We start from the raw sequence: 18,668 nt of genomic DNA on the forward strand, positions 1-18,668 counted from the left end.
TCAAACCTCTGCGGGCGTGGCGGCGCGATTGAGTTCGGCCAGCGACAGGTTGCGGTCGAACAACGGCGCCAGGCTCTGGTCGTGGCTGACAAACAACAGGCTGGCGCCAGCGTCGCGGCATTCAGCGAACAACAGCTGAAGGAAAGCTTCGCGGGCGTCGTAGTCCAGGGCCGAGGTGGGTTCGTCGGCGATCACCAGCTCCGGTTGGCCGATCAGCGCACGGGCGGCGGCCACTCGTTGCTGCTGGCCGATGGACAGCGAGTCGGCACGGCGCTCCAGCAGGTCTTTATCCTTCAAGCCCAAATGCGCGAGCAACGTGGCAGCGGCCTGGTCGACACTGCCGTGGCGCTGCTTTGCACGCTGCGCACGCAGTTTGGAAAAGTGGCAAGGCAACTCGACGTTTTCGCGCACCGACAGGAACGGCAGCAGGTTGAATTGCTGGAAGACGTAGCCGGTATGGTCGACGCGGAAACGATCACGGGCGCCGGCCGAGAGTTCGGTCAGTTCCTGGCCCAGCAGGCGAATGCTGCCTCGGCTGGGCGTCTGCACGCCGCCCAACAGGCCCAGCAGCGTAGTCTTGCCACTGCCGCTCGGGCCCTTGAGAAACAGGGTTTCCCCCGCGTCCAGGCGGAACGCGGGAATATCCAGCAACTGTGGGTGACCGGGCCAGTTGAAGCCCAGGTCAGACAGTTCGATCAGTGCTTGGGTCATGTGAACTCAGAACTTCAGGGTGGCTGCTGTGGCCGTGGCGTCAACACCTTGCTGGCCGCTCGGGCCGATCAGTTGTACCTGAATTTTCTGGGTGGCGGGGAAGGTCTTGAAGACCTGCGTCAGGTCCAGATTGCTCAAGGCAGTCGGCGTGGCGCAGGTGAATTGGTAATGGGCGTGGATTTCGCTGTGGTCGTGATGATGCTCGTGGGCGCCGTCCTTGGCGTCGTGGTCGTGGTCATCATCGTCGTCGTGGTCGGCTTCCGGCTTGTCGCCGAACAACGGGCTGTTGAGTTCCTGGCTGCTGACCACGCAACCGGCGGCCTTGGGCAGGCTGAACAGGGCCACCGGGTTTTCCAGCTGTTTGCGCGCGGCGGCGACCTTGGCCTTGTCGGCCGCAGTAGTGGCGACGTGCTCGAAACCGACCAGGTTCATGGCCGGGCTGTCCAGCTCAAGCTCCAGGGCCTGGCCGTCGAGTACGGCATTGAGGCGGCCGACGCCGTGCTCGTGGGCGCCAAGGCTGCCGTGTTCGTGGTCGTGATCATGCTCGTCGGCTGCGTGAGCAATGGCGAGTGGCAGCAGGGCGAACGGCAAAGCGAGCAGCAGGCGGCGCATGGGAAGGCTCCAGAACATGAAAGTTATGTTATGTGATCTTATAACAATAGAGCCGAGAGTTTGACCGTCTGCTTGGCGTTGCGCAAGCCGCATGGGAGCATGCCCGTCAGAAAAACTGCAGGAGTAAGGACGATGTTGCGAATTCGTGGAACCGTCGGCGACCTGCCGGTGGACTTGACCCTGGAACTGGACGACGGCGACTGGGCACGGCTGGGCGCGCAGTTGCAGGCCGCACCCACCCCGACTGCGCCGACAGCGGCGCCGGTTAAACAAAATGAGGATCTGTGGCAGAACGCCCTGGACCTGTTGCGCAGCGCCGGGCAACTCACTGGCCTGGAACTGCTCGACCAACTGGAAGCCCTGGCTGGTGATGCCTCGGCGGGCAAGCGCCTGTTGGTGCGCCTGCGCCACAGCGCCAAGGTCAAGGTGAGCAGCGGCGGGGATACGCCGCTGTACAGTTGGATCGGCAATTAGTACAGCGCGGCAAACAACTTGCGGCGGTACGCGGTGACCAGTGGATGGTCATTGCCCAGCAGTTCGAACACCTGCAGCAAGGTCTTGTGCGGCAGGCCTTCGCTGTAGCTGCGGTTGCGGATAAACAATTTGAGCAGGCCTTCCAGCGCGGCGTCGTACTGCTGGCGCGCCAGTTGTTGGATGCTCAACTGATAGGCGGCTTCATCGTCCTGCGGGTTTTGCGCCAGACGGCTTTTCAAGTCGGCGGCGTCCGGCAGTTCGGCGGCCTGGCGCAGAAAGGTGATTTGCGCCTTGGCCCCGGCGAGCGCGGCTTTGTGGTCGTCGCTTTTAACGGCGTCGAGCACGGTTTGCGCTTCACCCAGCTCACCACGTTCGGCCAGGCAGCGCGCGTACAGGATCAATGCGGCAGCGTTGCTGTTGTCCTCGCCCAGCAGTGCGACGAGTACGGCTTCGGCATCGCTGATGCGACCTTCGGCAAACAACGTTTGGGCCTGCACCAACGGATCAGCCGCTTTTGGCGCAGGCATCTGCACATGGGGCTCCAACAGTGCACGCACCGCCGACTCCGGCTGCGCGCCAGCAAAACCATCCACCGGCTGGCCATCCTTGAACAGCACCACCGTCGGCAGGCTTTGAATGCCAAAGCGCGCAACGATGTCCTGCTCGGCTTCGCAATCGACCTTGGCCAACAGCAACTCGCCCTGATAACTCTCGGCAATCTGCGCCAGCATCGGCATCAACGCCTTGCACGGCGCGCACCACTCGGCCCAGAAATCCACCAGGACGGGTTTTTCGAAGGAGTTCTGGATCACGGCCTGGTCGAAGTTGGCGGTGGTGACGTCGAAGATGTACGGCGTGGGCTCACTCATGGGGCGTCTCGAATAAAGCGGGAATGGGGCAACTATAAGGGCTGGCGCAGGCTACCGGAAGCTGCATGGCTCTCAGCCGGGAGAGGCGTGCCAAAAAGGGTCTTGATACCAGTCCTGAGGAAAGCCCATGGCTTTCAAGCTGACATCAGGAAACTCGTCGATAAGTTGGTACAGGCGCTGATCCCAATGGGTGTGTGGGCTTACTTGATGCATCAGGTGGTTAAGAATACAAAGTACGGCGAAAATTCGGCTATGAGGCCCTTGTTGGAGAAGACGTTCCGGCCACAAGAAATTAGCTTTCTTCGGGAGCTCGGGACGAATACCCAATTCTCGGTTCCACATCCGTGAATGATGGGCGCATACATTTCGAATGGTGGTCAACGTGTGCAGCCAGGATTGCATCAGGGGGGATGGGAGTTGCAGGCGCCTGGCAATGGCTTTTTTGTCCACGTCCTTTGCCAAACCTTTGTACAGGTGGGACAAATCACCCAGCGTCAGTTCCTCAAGCATGGCCCAGCCGGGCATCAATGAAGGCTGGTCATAGGTCAACGGGTAGTGACGGCTGTAGCTTTCTCTTGCCCTTTGGTGTTTGAGCAGGTCTTTTCTCGCACTGTCTGCCTGGGATCTATCGATGCGCTCGCATTCTCGCTGGTAATCGCGTGTCGCGGTCGACTGCTTCAGGGACAACGTCGTGAGCAGGCGTTGATGATCGTATGCGTGATGAAAGATCTGCGGGTTGATGTACCAGTGGCTGCCATAAATGGGGCCCATGTGGTTACTGATGACTGCACGCGATGCCACCTCGACTCTTTCTATGGCGTCCATAGTTAATAAACGAAGTCGTTGATCGAAGTTGTAAAGGCGAGTTAATTGGCTGAATTGGCTGCCGTCACGGAATCTGTGCTCGACATCTTCCGGCTTTTGGAAGGGCCGCATGTAAGGGCTTAGTCGGAAAAAACTGACAGACCGCAGGAAAGCCTCGGCGCGAGCCCCATTATGAATATTCAATCCGCGGAGCTCGAGGAGCTCCAATTGCGCACGCACGTCGATGGCAGGCTTGCTGAACGTCCTCATGCCAAAAAAGTACCGGGCATAAAAAACCCGCACAATTTGTGCTTGGCTACTGACGCAACCAGAGGCATGGCGGGTGTATTGCCGCAAAGGGTAGGTAGCTGCCTGACTTTACGCAAGACCTTTGTGTTGCCGTAGATAAGCGAGGTTGTTTGAAAAAACATGCAGGTCGATTGCCCAGGCCGCGTGCGAAAGGAGGGCATTTTCCATGCCCTGTCGTTCACTGTCTCAGCCAACCTATTGCCGAAAATTTGTAACGCGCAACCTTAGCGCCGCGAATGGTACAGGCTCACCTTGCGAAACTCCCAAGGCTCGGCCAGGTCGGGCAGGGTCAGCGCGTCGAGGATTTCCAGGCGCTGGTAAGCCGGGTGCTGGAAGTCGCGCACCCGTGAATCCGCGACCAGTGCTTCGCGGCCACGGCTGAGGAAGTGATCCAACAGCGGCAGGTTGGCGCGGTCGTAGAGCACGTCGGCTACCAGGATCAGGTCGAAGCGGTCGGCTTCGGTGAAGAAGTCGGCCGAGTAGGTCAGTTCCACGTGATTGAGCTCGGCATTGGCGCGGCAAGCCGCCAAGGCCAGCGGGTCCAGATCGCAGGCCACCACTTCCAACGCGCCGGCTTTGACCGCTGCAATCGCGGCCACGCCGGAACCGGCACCGAAGTCCAGCACGCGCTTGCCGGCGACCCACTCGGGGTTCGCCGCCAAATACCGCGCCAATGCCAGGCCGCTGGCCCAGCAAAAACTCCAGTAGGGCGGCTCATGCAGAATGCGCCGAGTTTCTTCGGGGCTGAAGGCGCGGTCCATGTTGTCCGCATCCAGCAACCACAACGACAGCTCGGTACCCGGCAGCGGGCAGGGCACCAGTTGCGCGTCGCCGATCAGTTCGCTCAGGGCGCGCTGCAAGTCCAACGGCGGCGTCATGGTGCCTTGACGAGTTCCAGGGGGCCGGTGGTCTGGGTGATTGCCTGGGTGATGCGCACGGCGGGCAGGTGCAGGATCAACTGGCCGGATTGGCTGGCGCGGCCGCGCAGTTCAACCCGCGCCCCGGCCGGGAAGGCCTCGGGGTTGAAGCGCAGGCGGAAGGCCAATGGCTTGCCATTGCCGGTCAGCACGCTGCTGGCGAGCAGTTGTTGCGGGCGCGAGCGGTCGTCGATCACCAGCAGGGCCATCTCGACTTCGGCCCCGGCGGGCACGTTGGTCAGGCTGCCGTTGATTTCACGCTGGTAGGCGGGCAGGGGGCCGAGGTCTTCAATGCCCGGGACTTTTTTCTCTTGCGCAGGCACCGGTTGAGGCGTGGAAGGTTTGGGGGCTTCGCTGCTGCAGGCGACCAGGACACTGAACAGGGTGAGCAAAACAAGTGGTCGTAACTGCATGTACGGCTCCAGAAAGGACAAAATCCGTGACTTGAAATGTAAGAAACATAATAGCCCGCCTATATACCGTAAAGGCTATGGCTTGTCTTGCCACAGGGATGCGCTACCATGGCCCTCCCTTTTTTTGTTGCCTGCCACCATGCACTGTCCCTTCTGCGGTGCCAACGACACCAAGGTCATTGACTCGCGTCTGGTCGCCGAGGGCGATCAAGTACGTCGCCGGCGCGAATGCCTGGCCTCTGGCTGCGGTGAACGTTTCACCACCTTCGAAACCGCCGAACTGGTATTGCCACGTCTGATCAAGTCCGACGGCAGCCGCCAGCCCTTCGACGAAGAAAAACTGCGCGCCGGTATGCAGCGCGCCCTGGAAAAACGCCCGGTGAGTGTCGAGCGGCTGGAAGCGGCGCTGGTGCACATCAAGCACAAGCTGCGGGCGACCGGCGAGCGCGAGGTCAAGAGCCTGGTGGTGGGTGAGTTGGTGATGGGCGAGCTGCAAAAGCTCGACGAAGTCGCCTATATCCGTTTCGCTTCGGTGTATCGACGCTTCCAGGACCTCAATGAGTTCCGCGAAGAGATCGACCGCCTGGCCCGTGAGCCGGTCAAACCATGATCCCACCTATCGCTGAACAAGCTGTCCTCGACGCCCATTACATGGCCCGCGCCCTCGAACTGGCGCGCAAGGGCCGCTACACCACCCACCCCAACCCTCGGGTGGGCTGCGTGATCGTGCGAGATGGCCAGATTGTCGGCGAAGGCTGGCATGAGCGCACCGGCGAACCCCATGCCGAACCCAATGCCCTGCGCGCCGCCGGTGACAAGGCCCGTGGCGCCACCGTGTACGTGACCCTCGAACCGTGCAGTCATCACGGTCGTACACCGCCGTGCGCCGATGCGCTGGTGAGTGCTGGCGTTGCGCGGGTCGTGGCCGGCATGCAGGACCCCAACCCGGAAGTGGCGGGGCGCGGTATGCAGCGCCTGGCCCAGGCCGGGATCGAGATTCGCAGCGGCGTATTGGAAAGTGAGGCGCGGGCGCTGAACCCGGGTTTTCTCAAGCGTATGGAACACGGCCTGCCGTTTGTGCGGGTCAAGCTGGCGATGAGCCTGGACGGCCGCACGGCGATGGCCAGCGGCGAAAGCCAATGGATCACCGGCCCTGCCGCCCGCGCCGCCGTGCAGCGCCTGCGCGCCGAGGCCAGCGTGGTGCTGACCGGCGCCGACACGGTGTTGGCCGACGGCGCGCGGCTGACCGTGCGCGCCGCCGAGCTGGGCCTGGATGAAGCAACCACCGCCCTGGCCATGTCGCGCCCGCCACTGCGTGTGTTGATCGACGGTCGCCTGCGGGTGCCGCTCAACGCGCCGTTCTTCAAGGCGGGTCCGGCATTGGTCATCACCTGTGTCACCCCGGAGAACCAGTTCCCCCGTGGCCCGGAGTGCCTGGTGGTGCCGGGTGTGGAAGGCCAGGTCGACCTGCGTTCGGCGCTGGTGGCCCTGGCGGCGCGTGGCGTCAACGAAGTGCTGGTGGAAGCCGGCCCAAGCCTGGCAGGGGCGTTTGCCCAGCAGGGGCTGGTGGACGAATACGTGATTTTCGTCGCCGGCAAGTTCCTCGGCTCCGCCGCTCGGCCGTTGCTGGACTGGCCGCTTGAGAAGCTGGCCGACGCCCCCCAACTCAAGATCACTGAAATGCGCGCTGTAGGCGACGACTGGCGGGTCACTGCCATCCCTGTGCCAGCAGCGAGCGTATAATTCCCGGCCTGCGCTTGCGCGTCAGCCCCTCGTTTTCAGGAGAACGAAATGTTCACCGGCATTATCGAATCCATCGGCAGCATCCGTGCAATGACCCCCAAAGGCGGCGACGTACGCCTGCTGGTTGAAACCGGCAAGCTCGACCTCGGCGACGTCAAGCTGGGCGACAGCATTGCCGTCAGCGGCGTGTGCCTGACCGTCATCGAGCTGCCTGGCAATGGCTTTGCCGCCGACGTCAGCCGGGAGACCCTGGACTGCACCGCGATGAATGACCTCAAGGCCGGCAGCCCGGTCAACCTGGAAAAAGCCCTGACGCCCACCACCCGCCTCGGTGGTCATCTGGTCAGCGGCCACGTCGACGGTGTCGGCGAAGTGGTTGCCCGCAGCGAAAACGCCCGCGCCGTGGAATTCCGCATTCGCGCGCCGAAAGAGCTGGCCAGGTACATTGCCCACAAAGGCTCGATCACCGTCGACGGCACCAGCCTGACCGTGAACGCCGTGAATGGCGCCGAATTCGAGCTGACCATCATTCCCCACACCCTGAGCGAAACCATCATGGCGTCGTACCAGCTTGGTCGTCGGGTGAATCTGGAAGTCGACTTGCTTGCCCGTTACCTGGAGCGCCTGTTGTTGGGCGACAAGGCCGCAGAGCCTGCTGCAGGTAACATCACTGAAAGTTTTTTGGCCGCTAACGGCTACCTGAAATCCTGACCAAGGGGGTGCCGCGTGGCGCTCAATAACATCGAAGAACTGGTTGAAGACATCCGCCAAGGCAAGATGGTCATCCTGATGGATGACGAAGATCGCGAGAACGAAGGCGACATCATCATGGCCGCCGAGGCCTGCAAGCCCGAGCACATCAACTTCATGGCCAAGCACGCCCGTGGGCTGATCTGCATGCCCATGAGCCGCGAGCGCTGCGAGCTGCTCAAGCTGCCGTTGATGGCGCCGCGCAATGGCTCGGGGTTTGGTACAAAGTTCACGGTGTCGATTGAAGCGACCACCGGCGTCACCACCGGCATCTCCGCCGCTGACCGCGCCCGCACCGTGCAAGCGGCTGCCGCGAAAGACGCCAAGGCCGAAGACATTGTCAGCCCAGGCCATATCTTCCCGCTGATGGCCCAACCGGGCGGCACCCTGGCCCGTGCCGGCCATACCGAAGCGGCCTGCGACCTGGCGCGCATGGCCGGTTTCGAGCCGAGTGGCGTGATCTGCGAAGTGATGAACGACGACGGCACCATGGCCCGTCGCGCCGAACTCGAAGCCTTTGCCGCCGAGCACAACATCAAGATCGGCACCATTGCCGACCTGATCCACTACCGGATGATCCACGAACGTACCGTTCAGCGGATTGCCGAGCAGCCGCTGGACAGCGAACTGGGCCAATTCAACCTGGTGACCTACCGTGATTCGGTGGAAGGCGACGTGCACATGGCCCTGACCCTGGGCGCCATCAGCGGTGACGAGCCGACCCTGGTGCGCGTGCACAACATGGACCCACTGCGCGACCTGTTGATGGTCAAGCAGCCGGGCCGTTGGAGCCTGCGCGCCGCCATGGCTGCGGTGTCCGAGGCGGGCAGCGGTGTGGTGTTGCTGCTGGGTAACCCGGTAGACGGCGATGTATTGCTCGCCCATATCCGCGAAACCGCCGAGCAGACCCAGGCCAAAACACCGACCACCTACAGCATCGTCGGGGCCGGTTCGCAGATCCTGCGGGACCTCGGTGTGCGCAAAATGCGCCTGATGAGTGCACCGATGAAATTTAATGCGATATCCGGATTCGATCTGGAAGTTGTAGAATACGTGCCCTCCGAATAAAGGCTGGCGTTTGTTGCCCCTTGTTCGCGGTTAAATCATCACTGAGGGACGCACTTTTCGCGTCCCGGCTCTTTAAGAGATTTGTCGAATGACCCTGAAGACCATCGAAGGTACCTTCATCGCCCCCAAAGGCCGCTATGCCCTGGTGGTTGGCCGCTTCAACAGCTTTGTAGTTGAAAGCCTGGTAAGCGGTGCCGTGGATGCCCTGGTTCGCCACGGTGTGAGCGAAAGCGACATCACGATTATCCGTGCCCCTGGCGCCTTCGAAATTCCACTGGTTGCGCAAAAAGTTGCTCAACAGGGTGAATACGCAGCCATCATCGCCCTGGGCGCTGTGATTCGTGGCGGTACTCCGCACTTCGAATACGTGGCCGGCGAATGCACCAAGGGCCTGGCCCAGGTGTCCATGGAGTTCGGCGTGCCAGTCGCTTTCGGCGTACTGACCGTTGATTCCATCGAGCAAGCCATCGAGCGTTCCGGCACCAAGGCCGGCAACAAAGGCGCTGAAGCTGCCTTGTCCGCCCTGGAAATGGTTAGCCTGCTGTCGCAGTTGGAGGCCAAGTGATTTCTGACGAGAGCGATCAGTTCAACCCTCAGGACCCGCGTCCTGCGGATGCCGGCAAGCCGTCCAAGAGCGAGAAGCGTCGCAAGGCGCGTCAACTTGCGACCCAGGCGCTGTACCAGCGTCACCTGGCAGGCGCTTCGCTGAGCGAAATCGAGGCACAGTTTCGCGTCGATAACGACTTCACCTTCGCCGACCAGAGCTACTTCCACGACATCCTGCACGGCGTGCATGCCAACCTGACCGAGATCGACACAGCCCTGGCGCCTTGCCTGGACCTGACCATCGAAGAACTCGACCCGGTTGAGCTGTGCGTAATGCGCCTGTCCACCTGGGAGCTGCTCAAGCGTGTCGACGTGCCGTACCGTGTGGTGATCAACGAAGGTATCGAGCTGGCGAAAGTCTACGGTTCGACCGACGGCCACAAGTTCGTCAACGGCGTGCTCGACAAGCTGGCCCCGCGCCTGCGTGAAGCCGAAGTGAAGGAACACAAGCGCTAACCTGCGCTTGAGTCCTGAATGGGTGAGTTTGAGCTGATCCGCAAGTACTTCGCCGCCGCGCCCTGTGCGCAGGGCGGCGACGGCATTGCCTTGGGGATTGGCGACGACTGCGCCCTGCTGGCGCTCCCTGCCGGGGAGCAACTGGCAATCTCCACCGATACCTTGGTGGCCGGCGTGCACTTTGCCGACCCCTGCGATCCGTTTCTGCTCGGCCAGCGCTCGTTGGCGGTAGCGGTGAGCGATCTGGCCGCCATGGGCGCCAACCCCCTCGCGTTTACCCTTGCACTCACGACACCCACCGTCGATGCCGACTGGTTGCAACGCTATGCCCAGGGCTTGAACGCCATGGCGCTGAGCTGCGGCGTGGGTCTGGTGGGTGGCGACACCACGCGCGGCCCGCTCAGCCTGACCCTGACCGTGTTCGGGCGTGTACCGGCGGGCCAGGCGTTGACGCGCAGCGGTGCGCAACCGGGCGACCTGCTGTGCGTCGGCGGCGAGTTGGGCAATGCCGCTGGCGCCTTGCCGCTGGTACTGGGTCTGCGCAACGCCGATGAGGCCGTTGCGCAGCCACTGCTGGCCCATTACTGGTCACCGCAGCCGCAGTTGGCCTTGGGGCTGGCGCTGCGCGGCAAAGCGACGGCTGCGATGGACATCTCCGACGGGCTGTTGGCCGATTGCGGGCATATCGCCAAGGCATCGGCTGTCAGCCTGTTGATCGAGCGTCAGCAGTTGCCGCTGTCCAGCGCCTTGCTGGCATTTGTTGGTGATGATGAGGCGCGGGTGGCTGCCTTGAGCGGTGGCGACGATTACGTGCTGGCGTTTACCTTGCCGCCCGTCGAGCTGGCGCCGTTGCTGGCCGACGGTTGGCCGGTGCACGTCATCGGCCGTGTCCAGGCGGGGCAGGGTGTGACGCTGCTTGACGCAAAGGGACAGGACATCACACCGGCCATCCGGGGTTATCAACACTTTCGCGACACGCCCTGAATCGGCGCACTGCGCTACCCTCTATAACGTCATTACTCAAGCAAGGTTTTGCAGGAGGTCGTACCCATGGTTGTACGCCGCTGGCTGCTGATACTGCTGTGTGTGATTCCAGCCTGGGCGCAGGCGCAGGATGTGCCCGTGGTACCAGGCAAGGTCGTGCTCGCCAGTGAGGCCTGGGACGACTACACCAACGCGGACGGCAGCGGCCTGGCCTGGGATGTGATGCGTCAGGTGTTTGAGCCGAGTGGGATCACGCTGCAAACCCGTATCGAGCCGTACACCCGGTCGGTGGGCCTGGCCCAGCGCGGTGAGGTGGATGGTTGGGTGGGTTCCTACCGCGATGAGGTCAAGGGCGTGCTGTACCCGCACTGGAACTTCGACTCCGACCCTATCTACGCCCTTGGGCTGACAACCTCGCCGATTCCGAGCGTGGCGACGCTGGGCGAATACCGCCTGGCCTGGGTTCGCGGCTACCGGTACGAGGCGTACTTGCCCAATGTGCGCCGTTTCAACCAGATCCAGCGCCGTGACGGGATTCTGCCGATGCTCCAGCACGGTCGGGTCGACTTCTACATCGACGCCCTCACCGAGGCGCAATATGTCCTCAACCAGGCGCCCGACAGTGCCCGATTCCGGCTCACCCACCTTATCGACCTCCCGCTCTACATAGGCTTTGCCGACACCGAGCGTGGTCGGGCATTACGTACCGTGTTCGACCAGCGCATGGCCGTCCTTGTCAAAAGCGGCGAGCTGAAGCCGATCTTCCAGCGCTGGAAACTGCCGTATCCGTTCTGACTGCATAGAACCGCGAGGAAGACCAATCAAACCGATTGATCTTTATCAGCGATCATTCAGCTTAAGCGTCTGTAGGAACCTGCTGTTACAATGCCGCCTCTGTGAAATCTGAAATCAGGAGCACACGGTGCCCGTCGTTTTCGTCGCCGCTTCCAAGCTGCCTACCCCTTTTGCCACGTTCACCATGAACGGCTTCCTCGAAGAAGCCACCGGGCGCGAACACGTTGTGCTCAGCCTCGGCGATATCGCGGATGGCGCGCCGGTGCTGGGTCGTGTGCATTCCGAATGCCTGACCGGCGATGCGCTGTTCAGCCAGCGCTGCGACTGCGGCTCGCAATTGGAAGCTGCCATGCGCGCCATCGCCCGTGAAGGGCGTGGCGTGCTGCTGTATCTGCGCCAGGAAGGCCGTGGCATTGGCCTGATGAACAAGATCCGCGCCTACGAGCTGCAAGACGGTGGCGCCGATACCGTTGAGGCCAATGAGCGCCTGGGCTTTGCTGCCGATCAGCGTGACTACGCGATCTGTCTGCCGATGCTGGAGCACCTGGGCGTGAAATCCCTGCGCTTGATGACCAACAACCCGCGCAAGGTCAAAGCCTTGACCGAGATGGGCATCACCGTCGCCGAGCGCGTGCCGCTGCACACCGGGCACAACCCCCATAACAAGCTCTACCTGGCGACCAAAGCCAGCAAGCTCGACCATATGATGGGCAACGAGCACCAGGGCGAGGTCGACCGCGCGTGACCCGTGGCCAGGTAAAACGGCGACTGTCCTTCAACTGGTGGCAGTACCTGGCCCTGGCGCTGCTTCCGTTGTTCGTACTCAACCTGGTGTTTGGTCAGGTAGCCTTGCTGCCGGTGCTGGCAATGCCGTTGTTCATCGCTGGCGTGGCCTCGATGTTCCTCAGCCTGCGCTACTTTCACGGCTATAAACACGCGCTGATCGCCACGTCAAAAGCCCTCGATACTCCCGAAGAACCGGCTGCCTGGATCACCCTCGCGGCCCGTCGGCGCACGGCGTTGCTGGTGGCCGCGATCCCGTCGTGGGTGGGCGCGCTGGCGGTGTTTGTCGGGCTGGAAGCAGTTCCGCTGTTTTTGCTGGCGCTGTCGACGATGGTGCTGTTTTACCTCTATCGCATTCCCCGTCAACTCGGATGATGCGCCGCTGGCTGGCGCTTGTGCTGCTGGTGTTGAGCGTCCAGGCCCTGGCCGTCGAGCGAGTGGTGAGCCTGGCGCCATCCCTGACTGAAATCGTGGTTGAACTGGGTGCTGCCGATCTGCTGGCTGGCGTGCTCGATGGCGGCGAACGGCCGGCCGACTTGGCGAAGGTGCCGTCGGTGGGGCATTACGGCCAGTTGGATATGGAGCGCCTGCTCAGCCTCAATCCCGACCTGATCCTGCTGTGGCCCGGCAGTGTCGGCCCAGCCCAGCGCGAACAGTTGCAACGCCTGAATATCCCGGTGTATGTCGCCGAACCCCATAGCCTTGAACAGCTCACCACCCAGGTCCAGGCCATCGCCGAGCAAGTGGGCCGCGCCGAGGCCGGTCGGCAGTTGGCTGCACAGCTGCGCCAGCGCCTGGCCGGGCTGCGCCAGCGTTACCAGCAGGCCGAGCCAGTGCGGGTGTTTTATCAGGTGTGGGACCAGCCGCTGTATACCGTCGGTGGCGGGCAGATCATCAGCGACGCGTTGAGCGTCTGCGGAGCGCGCAATGTATTCGATGACCTGAAACTGCCTGCGCCGCAGGTCAGTATCGAGTCGGTGTTGCAGCGTGACCCTGAGCTGATCCTGGTGGGGGATCAGGCTCAACTGGAGGCCTGGAAAGTCTGGCCATTGATGGCTGCGCGGGTGCGCGTGGTGCCGGACAAAGGCCTGGAGCGGCCTAGCGGGCAAATGCTGGAAGCGGTGGCGCGGTTATGTCAGGTGATTGCTCCGAGCCGCTGAGACCGCTGTCTGTGAATGCAGTCAAAATGTGGGAGGGGGCTTGCCCCCGATGAGGCCAATCCAGGCGCCAATTAGATTTCAGGCGTCCAGGTCACATCAACCCTCCACACCCGACCCTCTTCACGGTAATCCTGATTGTTCAGAAACGCCGGATCGTTGTAGCTGTAACGTGCCCGCGCATAGGATTTATCCAGCACGTTATCGACCTTCAGTGACAGCGCCACTTCCCGGTTCAGCGCCCAACTGCTGCGCAAGCCGAGCAATCCGTAGCCGCCCAGGCGCTGCGCATTGTCTTCATCGTCATAGCTGCTGCTGATCGCCTGCCAACTCGCACCCAGGCCGAGTGTGTCGAATTGCCGATCCAGATCCAAATTCAACGTGCGCCGTGCACGGCGGGCCAAGGTGTGGCCGGTATCACGGTCGCGCGGGTCGATGATGGACACGCCCAGGTTGCCTTGCCAGCCAAACAGATCCTGTTTGAGGGCGGCTTCAAACCCGTCAATACGCGCCGACGCCACGTTTTGCGGCTTGCTGGTGCTGTCCAGGATAATCGCATCGCTCAAGTCGGTGCGGTACAGCGAAGCCTCCAGGCGCGTGCTGTCGGTCAGTTGGCTGCGCCATTGCAGTTCGTAGCTCTTTGAGGTCTCGGGCTGCAGGTTCGGGTTGCTGTATTTCGTGTCGGGGTAATACAGATCGTTGAAGGTAGGCGCGCGAAAGCCTTCGCTGTAGCTCAGCAACAAGTCATTGTCGGGGTTGATCGGCAGCGTCAGGGTGCCGCTCCAACTGTTCTGCCCACCGAACTGCTGGTTCTGGTCGCGGCGCAGGCCCAGCTCTGTGGAAAACCATTCACTGTGGAAACGGTGCTGCACAAAGGCTGCGCGGTTCCAGCGGCTGTCTTCGCTAAACGGGGTGGAGCCGTGGAAGCGGTCTTCGTACCAGTCGCCGCCCAGGATCAGGCTGTTGCTGTCGTTGAGCGTCAGGTCGTTCTGCCAGTTCAGCGAGTCGCGGTAGGTGTTGAACACGCTGAAATCGTCACTGAGGGTATCGCGCTTGGTGTCGCGGTTCTCGCTGTGGCCCAGCTCCAGGCGCGATTGCCAGTGCTCATTGAGCGCTGCGTCGACATACCCGCTGGCGCTGCTGACGGCGTAATCGGTGTAGGGTTTTTGCCCCAAGGTCTGCCCACTGGCAACGTCGTAGCGGCCGAAGCTGTTGTCGTACTCCGACTTGCCACGGTTATCCAGCAGATTGAAACCCACCTCCAGTTCATCGCTGAACGAATGGCTGAGGTTCAGGCTGAGCGACTGATTGCGATAGGCATCATGGTCGCCGTCGCTGGGGAAGGATTGGTGGGTCGAATTGATGCCAGCGGTCTCATCCAGGCTCGCCCCCAGGTTGAAGCGCGTGTGTTCATCACCGCCCGACAGACCGAGGCTGCGCTCCCAGGTCTGGTTGCTGCCAATGCCCAGCTTCAGGCGCGGTTGCAGACCTTGCTCGGCATTGCGCCGGGTAAACACCTGGATCACCCCGCCGATGGCATCGCTGCCGTAGATCACCGAGCGCGAGCCGCGCAGCACCTCCACACGCTCGATCTGGTCGACGTTCAGGTATTGCAGGCCGCTGTCGCCGGAGGTGGTATTGGCAATGCGCTGGCCGTCCACCAGCACCAGGCTCTGGGCGGACTTGGTGCCGCGCAGGTAGATCCCCGGCAAACTGCCACGCCCACCGGTTCGCGCCACTTGTACGCCGGGCACGCGGCTGAGCAGGTCGGTGAGGCTGGTGGGTTGCAGGCGGTCGATGTCGTCGCGGGTGAATACGGTATTGGCGGCGCTGCTGTCGTTGCGTGCCTGGACCTGGCGGTTGGTGCTGATGACCACATCGGGGAGTTTGAGGGCCTGGTCGCGGGTCTCGGCGAGCAACTCAGGTGCGGGCAGGAGCAACAGGACAAGGTGCAGACGTTTCATGGGCTGTCCGTAGCGTTTGAAGATGGCAAAAATCAAATGTGGGAGGGGCAAGCCACCTCCCACATGTTGATGCGATTTCTACCGGGAGAGCAGCGCCAAGCGCACGCGCACCGCGGCCTCGATGCCTGCCTCGTCCAAACCACACTCCGCCAGCATCTGCGCCGGCTTGGCGTGTTCGACGTACACATCCGGCAAGCCCAGGTGCAGCACCGACTTGAGGATGTTCTCCCGCGCCAGGAATTCACTGACCGCCGCACCGGCGCCGCCCATGATGGCGTTCTCCTCAACGGTCACCAGCAACTCATGGCTACCGGCGATCTCGCGCACCAGGGCTTCATCCAGCGGTTTGACGAAACGCATGTCGATCACGGTCGCGTCGATCTTTTCGGCGACTTTCAGCGCTTCGGCCAATTGCACGCCAAACACGAGGAACGCGACCTTGTTGCCCTGGCGCCGCACGATGCCTTTACCGATTTCGATCGGCTCAAGATCTTTTTCAATCACCGCATTCGGACCGTTCCCACGCGGGTAACGCACGGCGGCCGGGCCGTTGTACAGGTGGCCGGTGCTGAGCATCTTGCGCAGTTCGTTTTCGTCGCTCGGCGTCATCACCAGCATGCCGGGGATGCAGCGCAGGTACGACAGGTCAAAGCTGCCGGCGTGGGTCGGACCGTCTTCGCCCACCAGGCCTGCGCGGTCTATGGCGAACAGCACGTCGAGGTTTTGTACCGCCACATCGTGAATAAGCTGGTCATAACCACGTTGCAGAAAGGTGGAATAGATCGCCACCACCGGCTTGGCGCCTTCGCAGGCCATGCCGGCCGCGAACGTCACCGCATGTTGCTCGGCAATCGCCACGTCGAAGTAGCGCAGCGGGAAACGCTCGCTGAATGCCACCAGGTCGGAGCCTTCCTTCATCGCCGGGGTAATGCCCACCAGACGCGAGTCGGCGGCGGCCATGTCGCACAGCCATTCGCCGAACACACCGGAATACTTCGGCCCGCTGGCCTTTTTCGGCGCGGCGGCGGGGGCGTCCACCGGTTCCAGCTTGGTGATCGCGTGGTAGCCAATCGGGTCGACTTCCGCCGGGGCGAAGCCTTTGCCTTTCTTGGTGACGATATGCAGGAACTGCGGGCCCTTGAGGTCACGCATGTTACGCAGTGTGGCGATCAAGGTCGGCAGGTCATGGCCGTCGATGGGGCCGATGTAGTTCCAGCCCAACTCTTCGAACAGGGTGCCGGGAACCAGCATGCCCTTGGCATATTCTTCGGTCCGTCGGGCAATTTCCCACGCGCCGGGCAGACGCGAGAGCACCTTCTTGCTGCCTTCGCGCATGCTGGCGTAGGTACGACTGGAAAGAATCTTTGCCAAATAATTCGACAGGCCACCGACGTTGCGCGAGATCGACATGTCGTTGTCGTTGAGGATCACCAACATGTTGGCGTCCACTTCCGGCGCATGGTTCAGCGCTTCGAAGGCCATGCCAGCTGTCAATGCGCCATCGCCGATCACCGCAATCGCCTTGCGATCGCTGTTTTGCAGACGGGCGGCAATCGCCATGCCCAGCGCTGCACTGATCGAGGTGCTGGAGTGGCCGACGCCAAAGGTGTCGTACTCGCTCTCTGACCGGCGTGGGAAGGCGGCAACGCCGTCCTTCTGGCGCAGGGTGGCCATGCGCTCGCGGCGGCCCGTGAGGATCTTGTGCGGATACGCCTGATGGCCCACGTCCCACACCAGCCGGTCGTCGGGGGTGTCGAACACGTAATGCAAGGCGATGGTCAGCTCGATGACGCCCAGGCCAGCACCGAAATGCCCACCGGTCTGGCCGACCGTGTAGAGCAATTCCAGGCGCAGTTCATCGGCCAGGGTTTCCAGCTCGGCTTCACCCAGACGACGCAGGCCGTCCGGCGTGGCAGCACGGTCGAGCAGGGGCGTGGACGGGCGCTTGCGGGGAATCTCTTGAAACGTCGTGGGCATCAGGCGAATCGTTATAGGTATAAGAAGAGGCGGCAGTTTACCTCAAGCATCGCAAACTGCCCACGCAGAGCGCCGAACTTGGCCGATATGCGGCGGCAATGGCCGCCGTTTTCAGTGCCGGCGTTCGACGATATACCGAGCCAGGTCACGCAGCGGCTCGGCTGCCGCGTCGAAAGGTCGCAGGGCGTCCAGGGCCTGGTCGCGCAGTTCCAGGGCGTATGCCTTGGCAGCATCGAGCCCAAGAAGCGCAGGATAAGTCGGTTTGTCCCGTGCGATATCGGCACCTTGGCGCTTGCCCAGGGTGGCGGTGTCACTTTCCACGTCGAGTATGTCGTCCTGCACCTGGAACGCCAGGCCGATGGCTCGGGAATAGATCTGCAATGCCGCCAATTGGGCCGCGTCGGCACGGCCGCTGGCCAGGGCGCCGAGGTGCACGGCGGCTTCGATCAGCGCGCCGGTCTTGTGGCGATGCATATGTTCAAGGGCTTGCTGATCCAGCTTGAGACTGACCGAACCCATGTCGATTGCCTGCCCGCCGACCATGCCGGCCGGTCCTGCCGCGTGGGCCAGGGCGGTGACCATGCGCAGGCGGATCTCGGCGTTGACGCTGCTCAAGCGCGGGTCCAGCAGTGCGCTGAACGCCAGGCTCTGCAGGCCATCACCGGCCAGGATCGCATAGGCTTCATCAAAGGCCTTATGAGTGGTGGGCTGGCCGCGACGTAGATCATCGTCGTCCATCGCCGGCAAATCGTCGTGTACCAGGGAATAAGCGTGGATCAATTCCACTGCACACGCCGCGCCGTTGGCCTGCTCGGCAGGGGTGCCGAGGGCTTCACAGGCCGCGTACGCCAGCAACGGGCGCACACGTTTGCCGCCGTTCATCACGCTGTAGCGCATGGCGGCGTAAAGGCGGTTCATTTCCGGGCTGGGCGCAACAAACAAGGGCTCCAGCGCCGCATTCACCCGGGCTTGGCTACTGGCCTGATACGCGTCGATCATTCGGGCTGTTCCGCATCGAAAGGTTCTTCGGCCAACTCCCCATCACGCTCCAGCAACACCTGCACCTTCTGCTCTGCCTGCGCCAGCGCGCTCTGGCAGTCGCGAGTCAGGCCGATGCCTTGCTCAAACGCTGTCAGTGAGTCCTCCAGCGACAACTCGCCGTTCTCCAGACGCTCGACCAAGGTTTGCAGGTCGGCGAGGGATTGTTCGAAATCGAGTGCAACTTTTTTGCGGGCCATGGCGGCTATTCCGGTAGACGGTAAACCGGCGGGACACT

At 62.3% G+C, this 18,668-nt stretch carries 22 protein-coding genes; 12 read left to right on the plus strand and 10 right to left on the minus strand.

Going from position 1 to position 18,668, the window contains the following annotated elements:
* Together EJD88_RS26600 and EJD88_RS26605 are read right to left on the minus strand one after the other, a co-directional pair.
* The gene (locus tag EJD88_RS26600) at positions 1-711 is read right to left on the minus strand and encodes an ABC transporter ATP-binding protein (protein ID WP_099584624.1); all 711 of its coding nucleotides are present in this window, start codon (positions 709-711) and stop codon (positions 1-3) included.
* 6 nt (positions 712-717) lie between these two features.
* On the minus strand, positions 718-1,323 hold the full coding sequence (locus EJD88_RS26605) for a DUF2796 domain-containing protein (protein WP_099584625.1): 606 nt from the start codon (positions 1,321-1,323) through the stop codon (positions 718-720).
* Positions 1,324-1,455: 132 nt separating this feature from the next.
* On the opposite strand from EJD88_RS26605, the gene EJD88_RS26610 reads away from it, so the two are divergent.
* Positions 1,456-1,797 (plus strand): hypothetical protein, encoded by a 342-nt coding sequence (locus tag EJD88_RS26610; RefSeq protein WP_158879354.1) that lies wholly within the window; start codon positions 1,456-1,458, stop codon positions 1,795-1,797.
* Here EJD88_RS26610 and trxA read toward each other — a convergent pair.
* From trxA to EJD88_RS26630, 4 genes are all read right to left on the minus strand, one after another.
* Complete coding sequence (gene trxA / locus EJD88_RS26615) at positions 1,794-2,666, minus strand: thioredoxin (protein WP_158879355.1); 873 nt, start codon at positions 2,664-2,666, stop codon at positions 1,794-1,796. The genes EJD88_RS26610 and trxA overlap by 4 nt on opposite strands.
* A gap of 72 nt (positions 2,667-2,738) precedes the next feature.
* Complete coding sequence (locus tag EJD88_RS26620) at positions 2,739-3,740, minus strand: Abi family protein (protein WP_158879356.1); 1,002 nt, start codon at positions 3,738-3,740, stop codon at positions 2,739-2,741.
* A 263-nt stretch (positions 3,741-4,003) separates the two neighbouring features.
* The gene (locus EJD88_RS26625) at positions 4,004-4,657 is read right to left on the minus strand and encodes a methyltransferase (RefSeq protein WP_099584628.1); all 654 of its coding nucleotides are present in this window, start codon (positions 4,655-4,657) and stop codon (positions 4,004-4,006) included.
* On the minus strand, positions 4,654-5,109 hold the full coding sequence (locus tag EJD88_RS26630) for a YbaY family lipoprotein (protein WP_122307046.1): 456 nt from the start codon (positions 5,107-5,109) through the stop codon (positions 4,654-4,656). The genes EJD88_RS26625 and EJD88_RS26630 overlap by 4 nt, the downstream gene beginning before the upstream one ends.
* 139 nt (positions 5,110-5,248) lie before the next feature.
* Here EJD88_RS26630 and nrdR point away from each other — a divergent pair, with 139 nt between their 5' ends.
* The 11 genes from nrdR to EJD88_RS26685 all read left to right on the plus strand — a co-directional run bounded on the left by nrdR (position 5,249) and on the right by EJD88_RS26685 (position 13,454).
* Positions 5,249-5,719 carry a transcriptional regulator NrdR gene (gene nrdR, locus EJD88_RS26635; RefSeq protein ID WP_160385008.1) on the plus strand — a complete coding sequence of 157 codons (471 nt, stop codon included), beginning with the start codon at positions 5,249-5,251 and terminating at the stop codon, positions 5,717-5,719.
* On the plus strand, positions 5,716-6,852 hold the full coding sequence (gene ribD / locus EJD88_RS26640) for a bifunctional diaminohydroxyphosphoribosylaminopyrimidine deaminase/5-amino-6-(5-phosphoribosylamino)uracil reductase RibD (RefSeq protein ID WP_099584630.1): 1,137 nt from the start codon (positions 5,716-5,718) through the stop codon (positions 6,850-6,852). The genes nrdR and ribD overlap by 4 nt, the downstream gene beginning before the upstream one ends.
* Before the next feature lie 48 nt (positions 6,853-6,900).
* On the plus strand, positions 6,901-7,563 hold the full coding sequence (locus EJD88_RS26645) for a riboflavin synthase (RefSeq protein ID WP_158879357.1): 663 nt from the start codon (positions 6,901-6,903) through the stop codon (positions 7,561-7,563).
* Positions 7,564-7,578: 15 nt separating this feature from the next.
* Positions 7,579-8,670 (plus strand): bifunctional 3,4-dihydroxy-2-butanone-4-phosphate synthase/GTP cyclohydrolase II, encoded by a 1,092-nt coding sequence (ribBA, locus tag EJD88_RS26650; RefSeq protein WP_099584631.1) that lies wholly within the window; start codon positions 7,579-7,581, stop codon positions 8,668-8,670.
* 88 nt (positions 8,671-8,758) lie between these two features.
* Positions 8,759-9,235, plus strand: coding sequence for a 6,7-dimethyl-8-ribityllumazine synthase (gene ribE, locus EJD88_RS26655; RefSeq protein WP_003176356.1), 477 nt, complete (start codon positions 8,759-8,761; stop codon positions 9,233-9,235).
* Positions 9,232-9,732 carry a transcription antitermination factor NusB gene (gene nusB, locus EJD88_RS26660; RefSeq protein WP_158879358.1) on the plus strand — a complete coding sequence of 167 codons (501 nt, stop codon included), beginning with the start codon at positions 9,232-9,234 and terminating at the stop codon, positions 9,730-9,732. Before ribE ends, nusB begins: the two co-directional genes overlap by 4 nt.
* Before the next feature lie 18 nt (positions 9,733-9,750).
* Positions 9,751-10,716 (plus strand): thiamine-phosphate kinase, encoded by a 966-nt coding sequence (gene thiL / locus EJD88_RS26665; protein WP_158879359.1) that lies wholly within the window; start codon positions 9,751-9,753, stop codon positions 10,714-10,716.
* A 66-nt stretch (positions 10,717-10,782) separates the two neighbouring features.
* Complete coding sequence (locus EJD88_RS26670; RefSeq protein WP_158879360.1) at positions 10,783-11,511, plus strand: ABC transporter substrate-binding protein; 729 nt, start codon at positions 10,783-10,785, stop codon at positions 11,509-11,511.
* Between the two features lie 127 nt (positions 11,512-11,638).
* Positions 11,639-12,256, plus strand: a complete 618-nt coding sequence (gene ribA, locus EJD88_RS26675; protein ID WP_016978544.1) for a GTP cyclohydrolase II — start codon at positions 11,639-11,641, stop codon at positions 12,254-12,256.
* Positions 12,253-12,669 (plus strand): nuclear FMR1 interacting 1 family protein, encoded by a 417-nt coding sequence (locus EJD88_RS26680; protein WP_099584636.1) that lies wholly within the window; start codon positions 12,253-12,255, stop codon positions 12,667-12,669. The genes ribA and EJD88_RS26680 overlap by 4 nt, the downstream gene beginning before the upstream one ends.
* Complete coding sequence (locus EJD88_RS26685) at positions 12,666-13,454, plus strand: cobalamin-binding protein (RefSeq protein ID WP_158879361.1); 789 nt, start codon at positions 12,666-12,668, stop codon at positions 13,452-13,454. Before EJD88_RS26680 ends, EJD88_RS26685 begins: the two co-directional genes overlap by 4 nt.
* Positions 13,455-13,525: 71 nt before the next feature.
* Here the strand turns inward: EJD88_RS26685 and EJD88_RS26690 are convergent, their stop codons facing one another.
* From EJD88_RS26690 to EJD88_RS26705, 4 genes are all read right to left on the minus strand, one after another.
* Positions 13,526-15,415, minus strand: a complete 1,890-nt coding sequence (locus EJD88_RS26690; protein ID WP_158879362.1) for a TonB-dependent receptor domain-containing protein — start codon at positions 15,413-15,415, stop codon at positions 13,526-13,528.
* A 78-nt stretch (positions 15,416-15,493) separates the two neighbouring features.
* Complete coding sequence (gene dxs, locus EJD88_RS26695) at positions 15,494-17,392, minus strand: 1-deoxy-D-xylulose-5-phosphate synthase (RefSeq protein ID WP_112196861.1); 1,899 nt, start codon at positions 17,390-17,392, stop codon at positions 15,494-15,496.
* Positions 17,393-17,503: 111 nt separating this feature from the next.
* Positions 17,504-18,391, minus strand: a complete 888-nt coding sequence (gene ispA, locus EJD88_RS26700; protein ID WP_099584640.1) for a (2E,6E)-farnesyl diphosphate synthase — start codon at positions 18,389-18,391, stop codon at positions 17,504-17,506.
* Positions 18,388-18,630 (minus strand): exodeoxyribonuclease VII small subunit, encoded by a 243-nt coding sequence (locus tag EJD88_RS26705; protein ID WP_003176346.1) that lies wholly within the window; start codon positions 18,628-18,630, stop codon positions 18,388-18,390. Before EJD88_RS26705 ends, ispA begins: the two co-directional genes overlap by 4 nt.
* Positions 18,631-18,668 lie beyond the last annotated feature (38 nt).

Origin of the sequence: Pseudomonas sp. PB105 (genome assembly GCF_009764655.1) — a bacterium.
Taxonomy (GTDB): domain Bacteria; phylum Pseudomonadota; class Gammaproteobacteria; order Pseudomonadales; family Pseudomonadaceae; genus Aquipseudomonas; species Aquipseudomonas cyclaminis.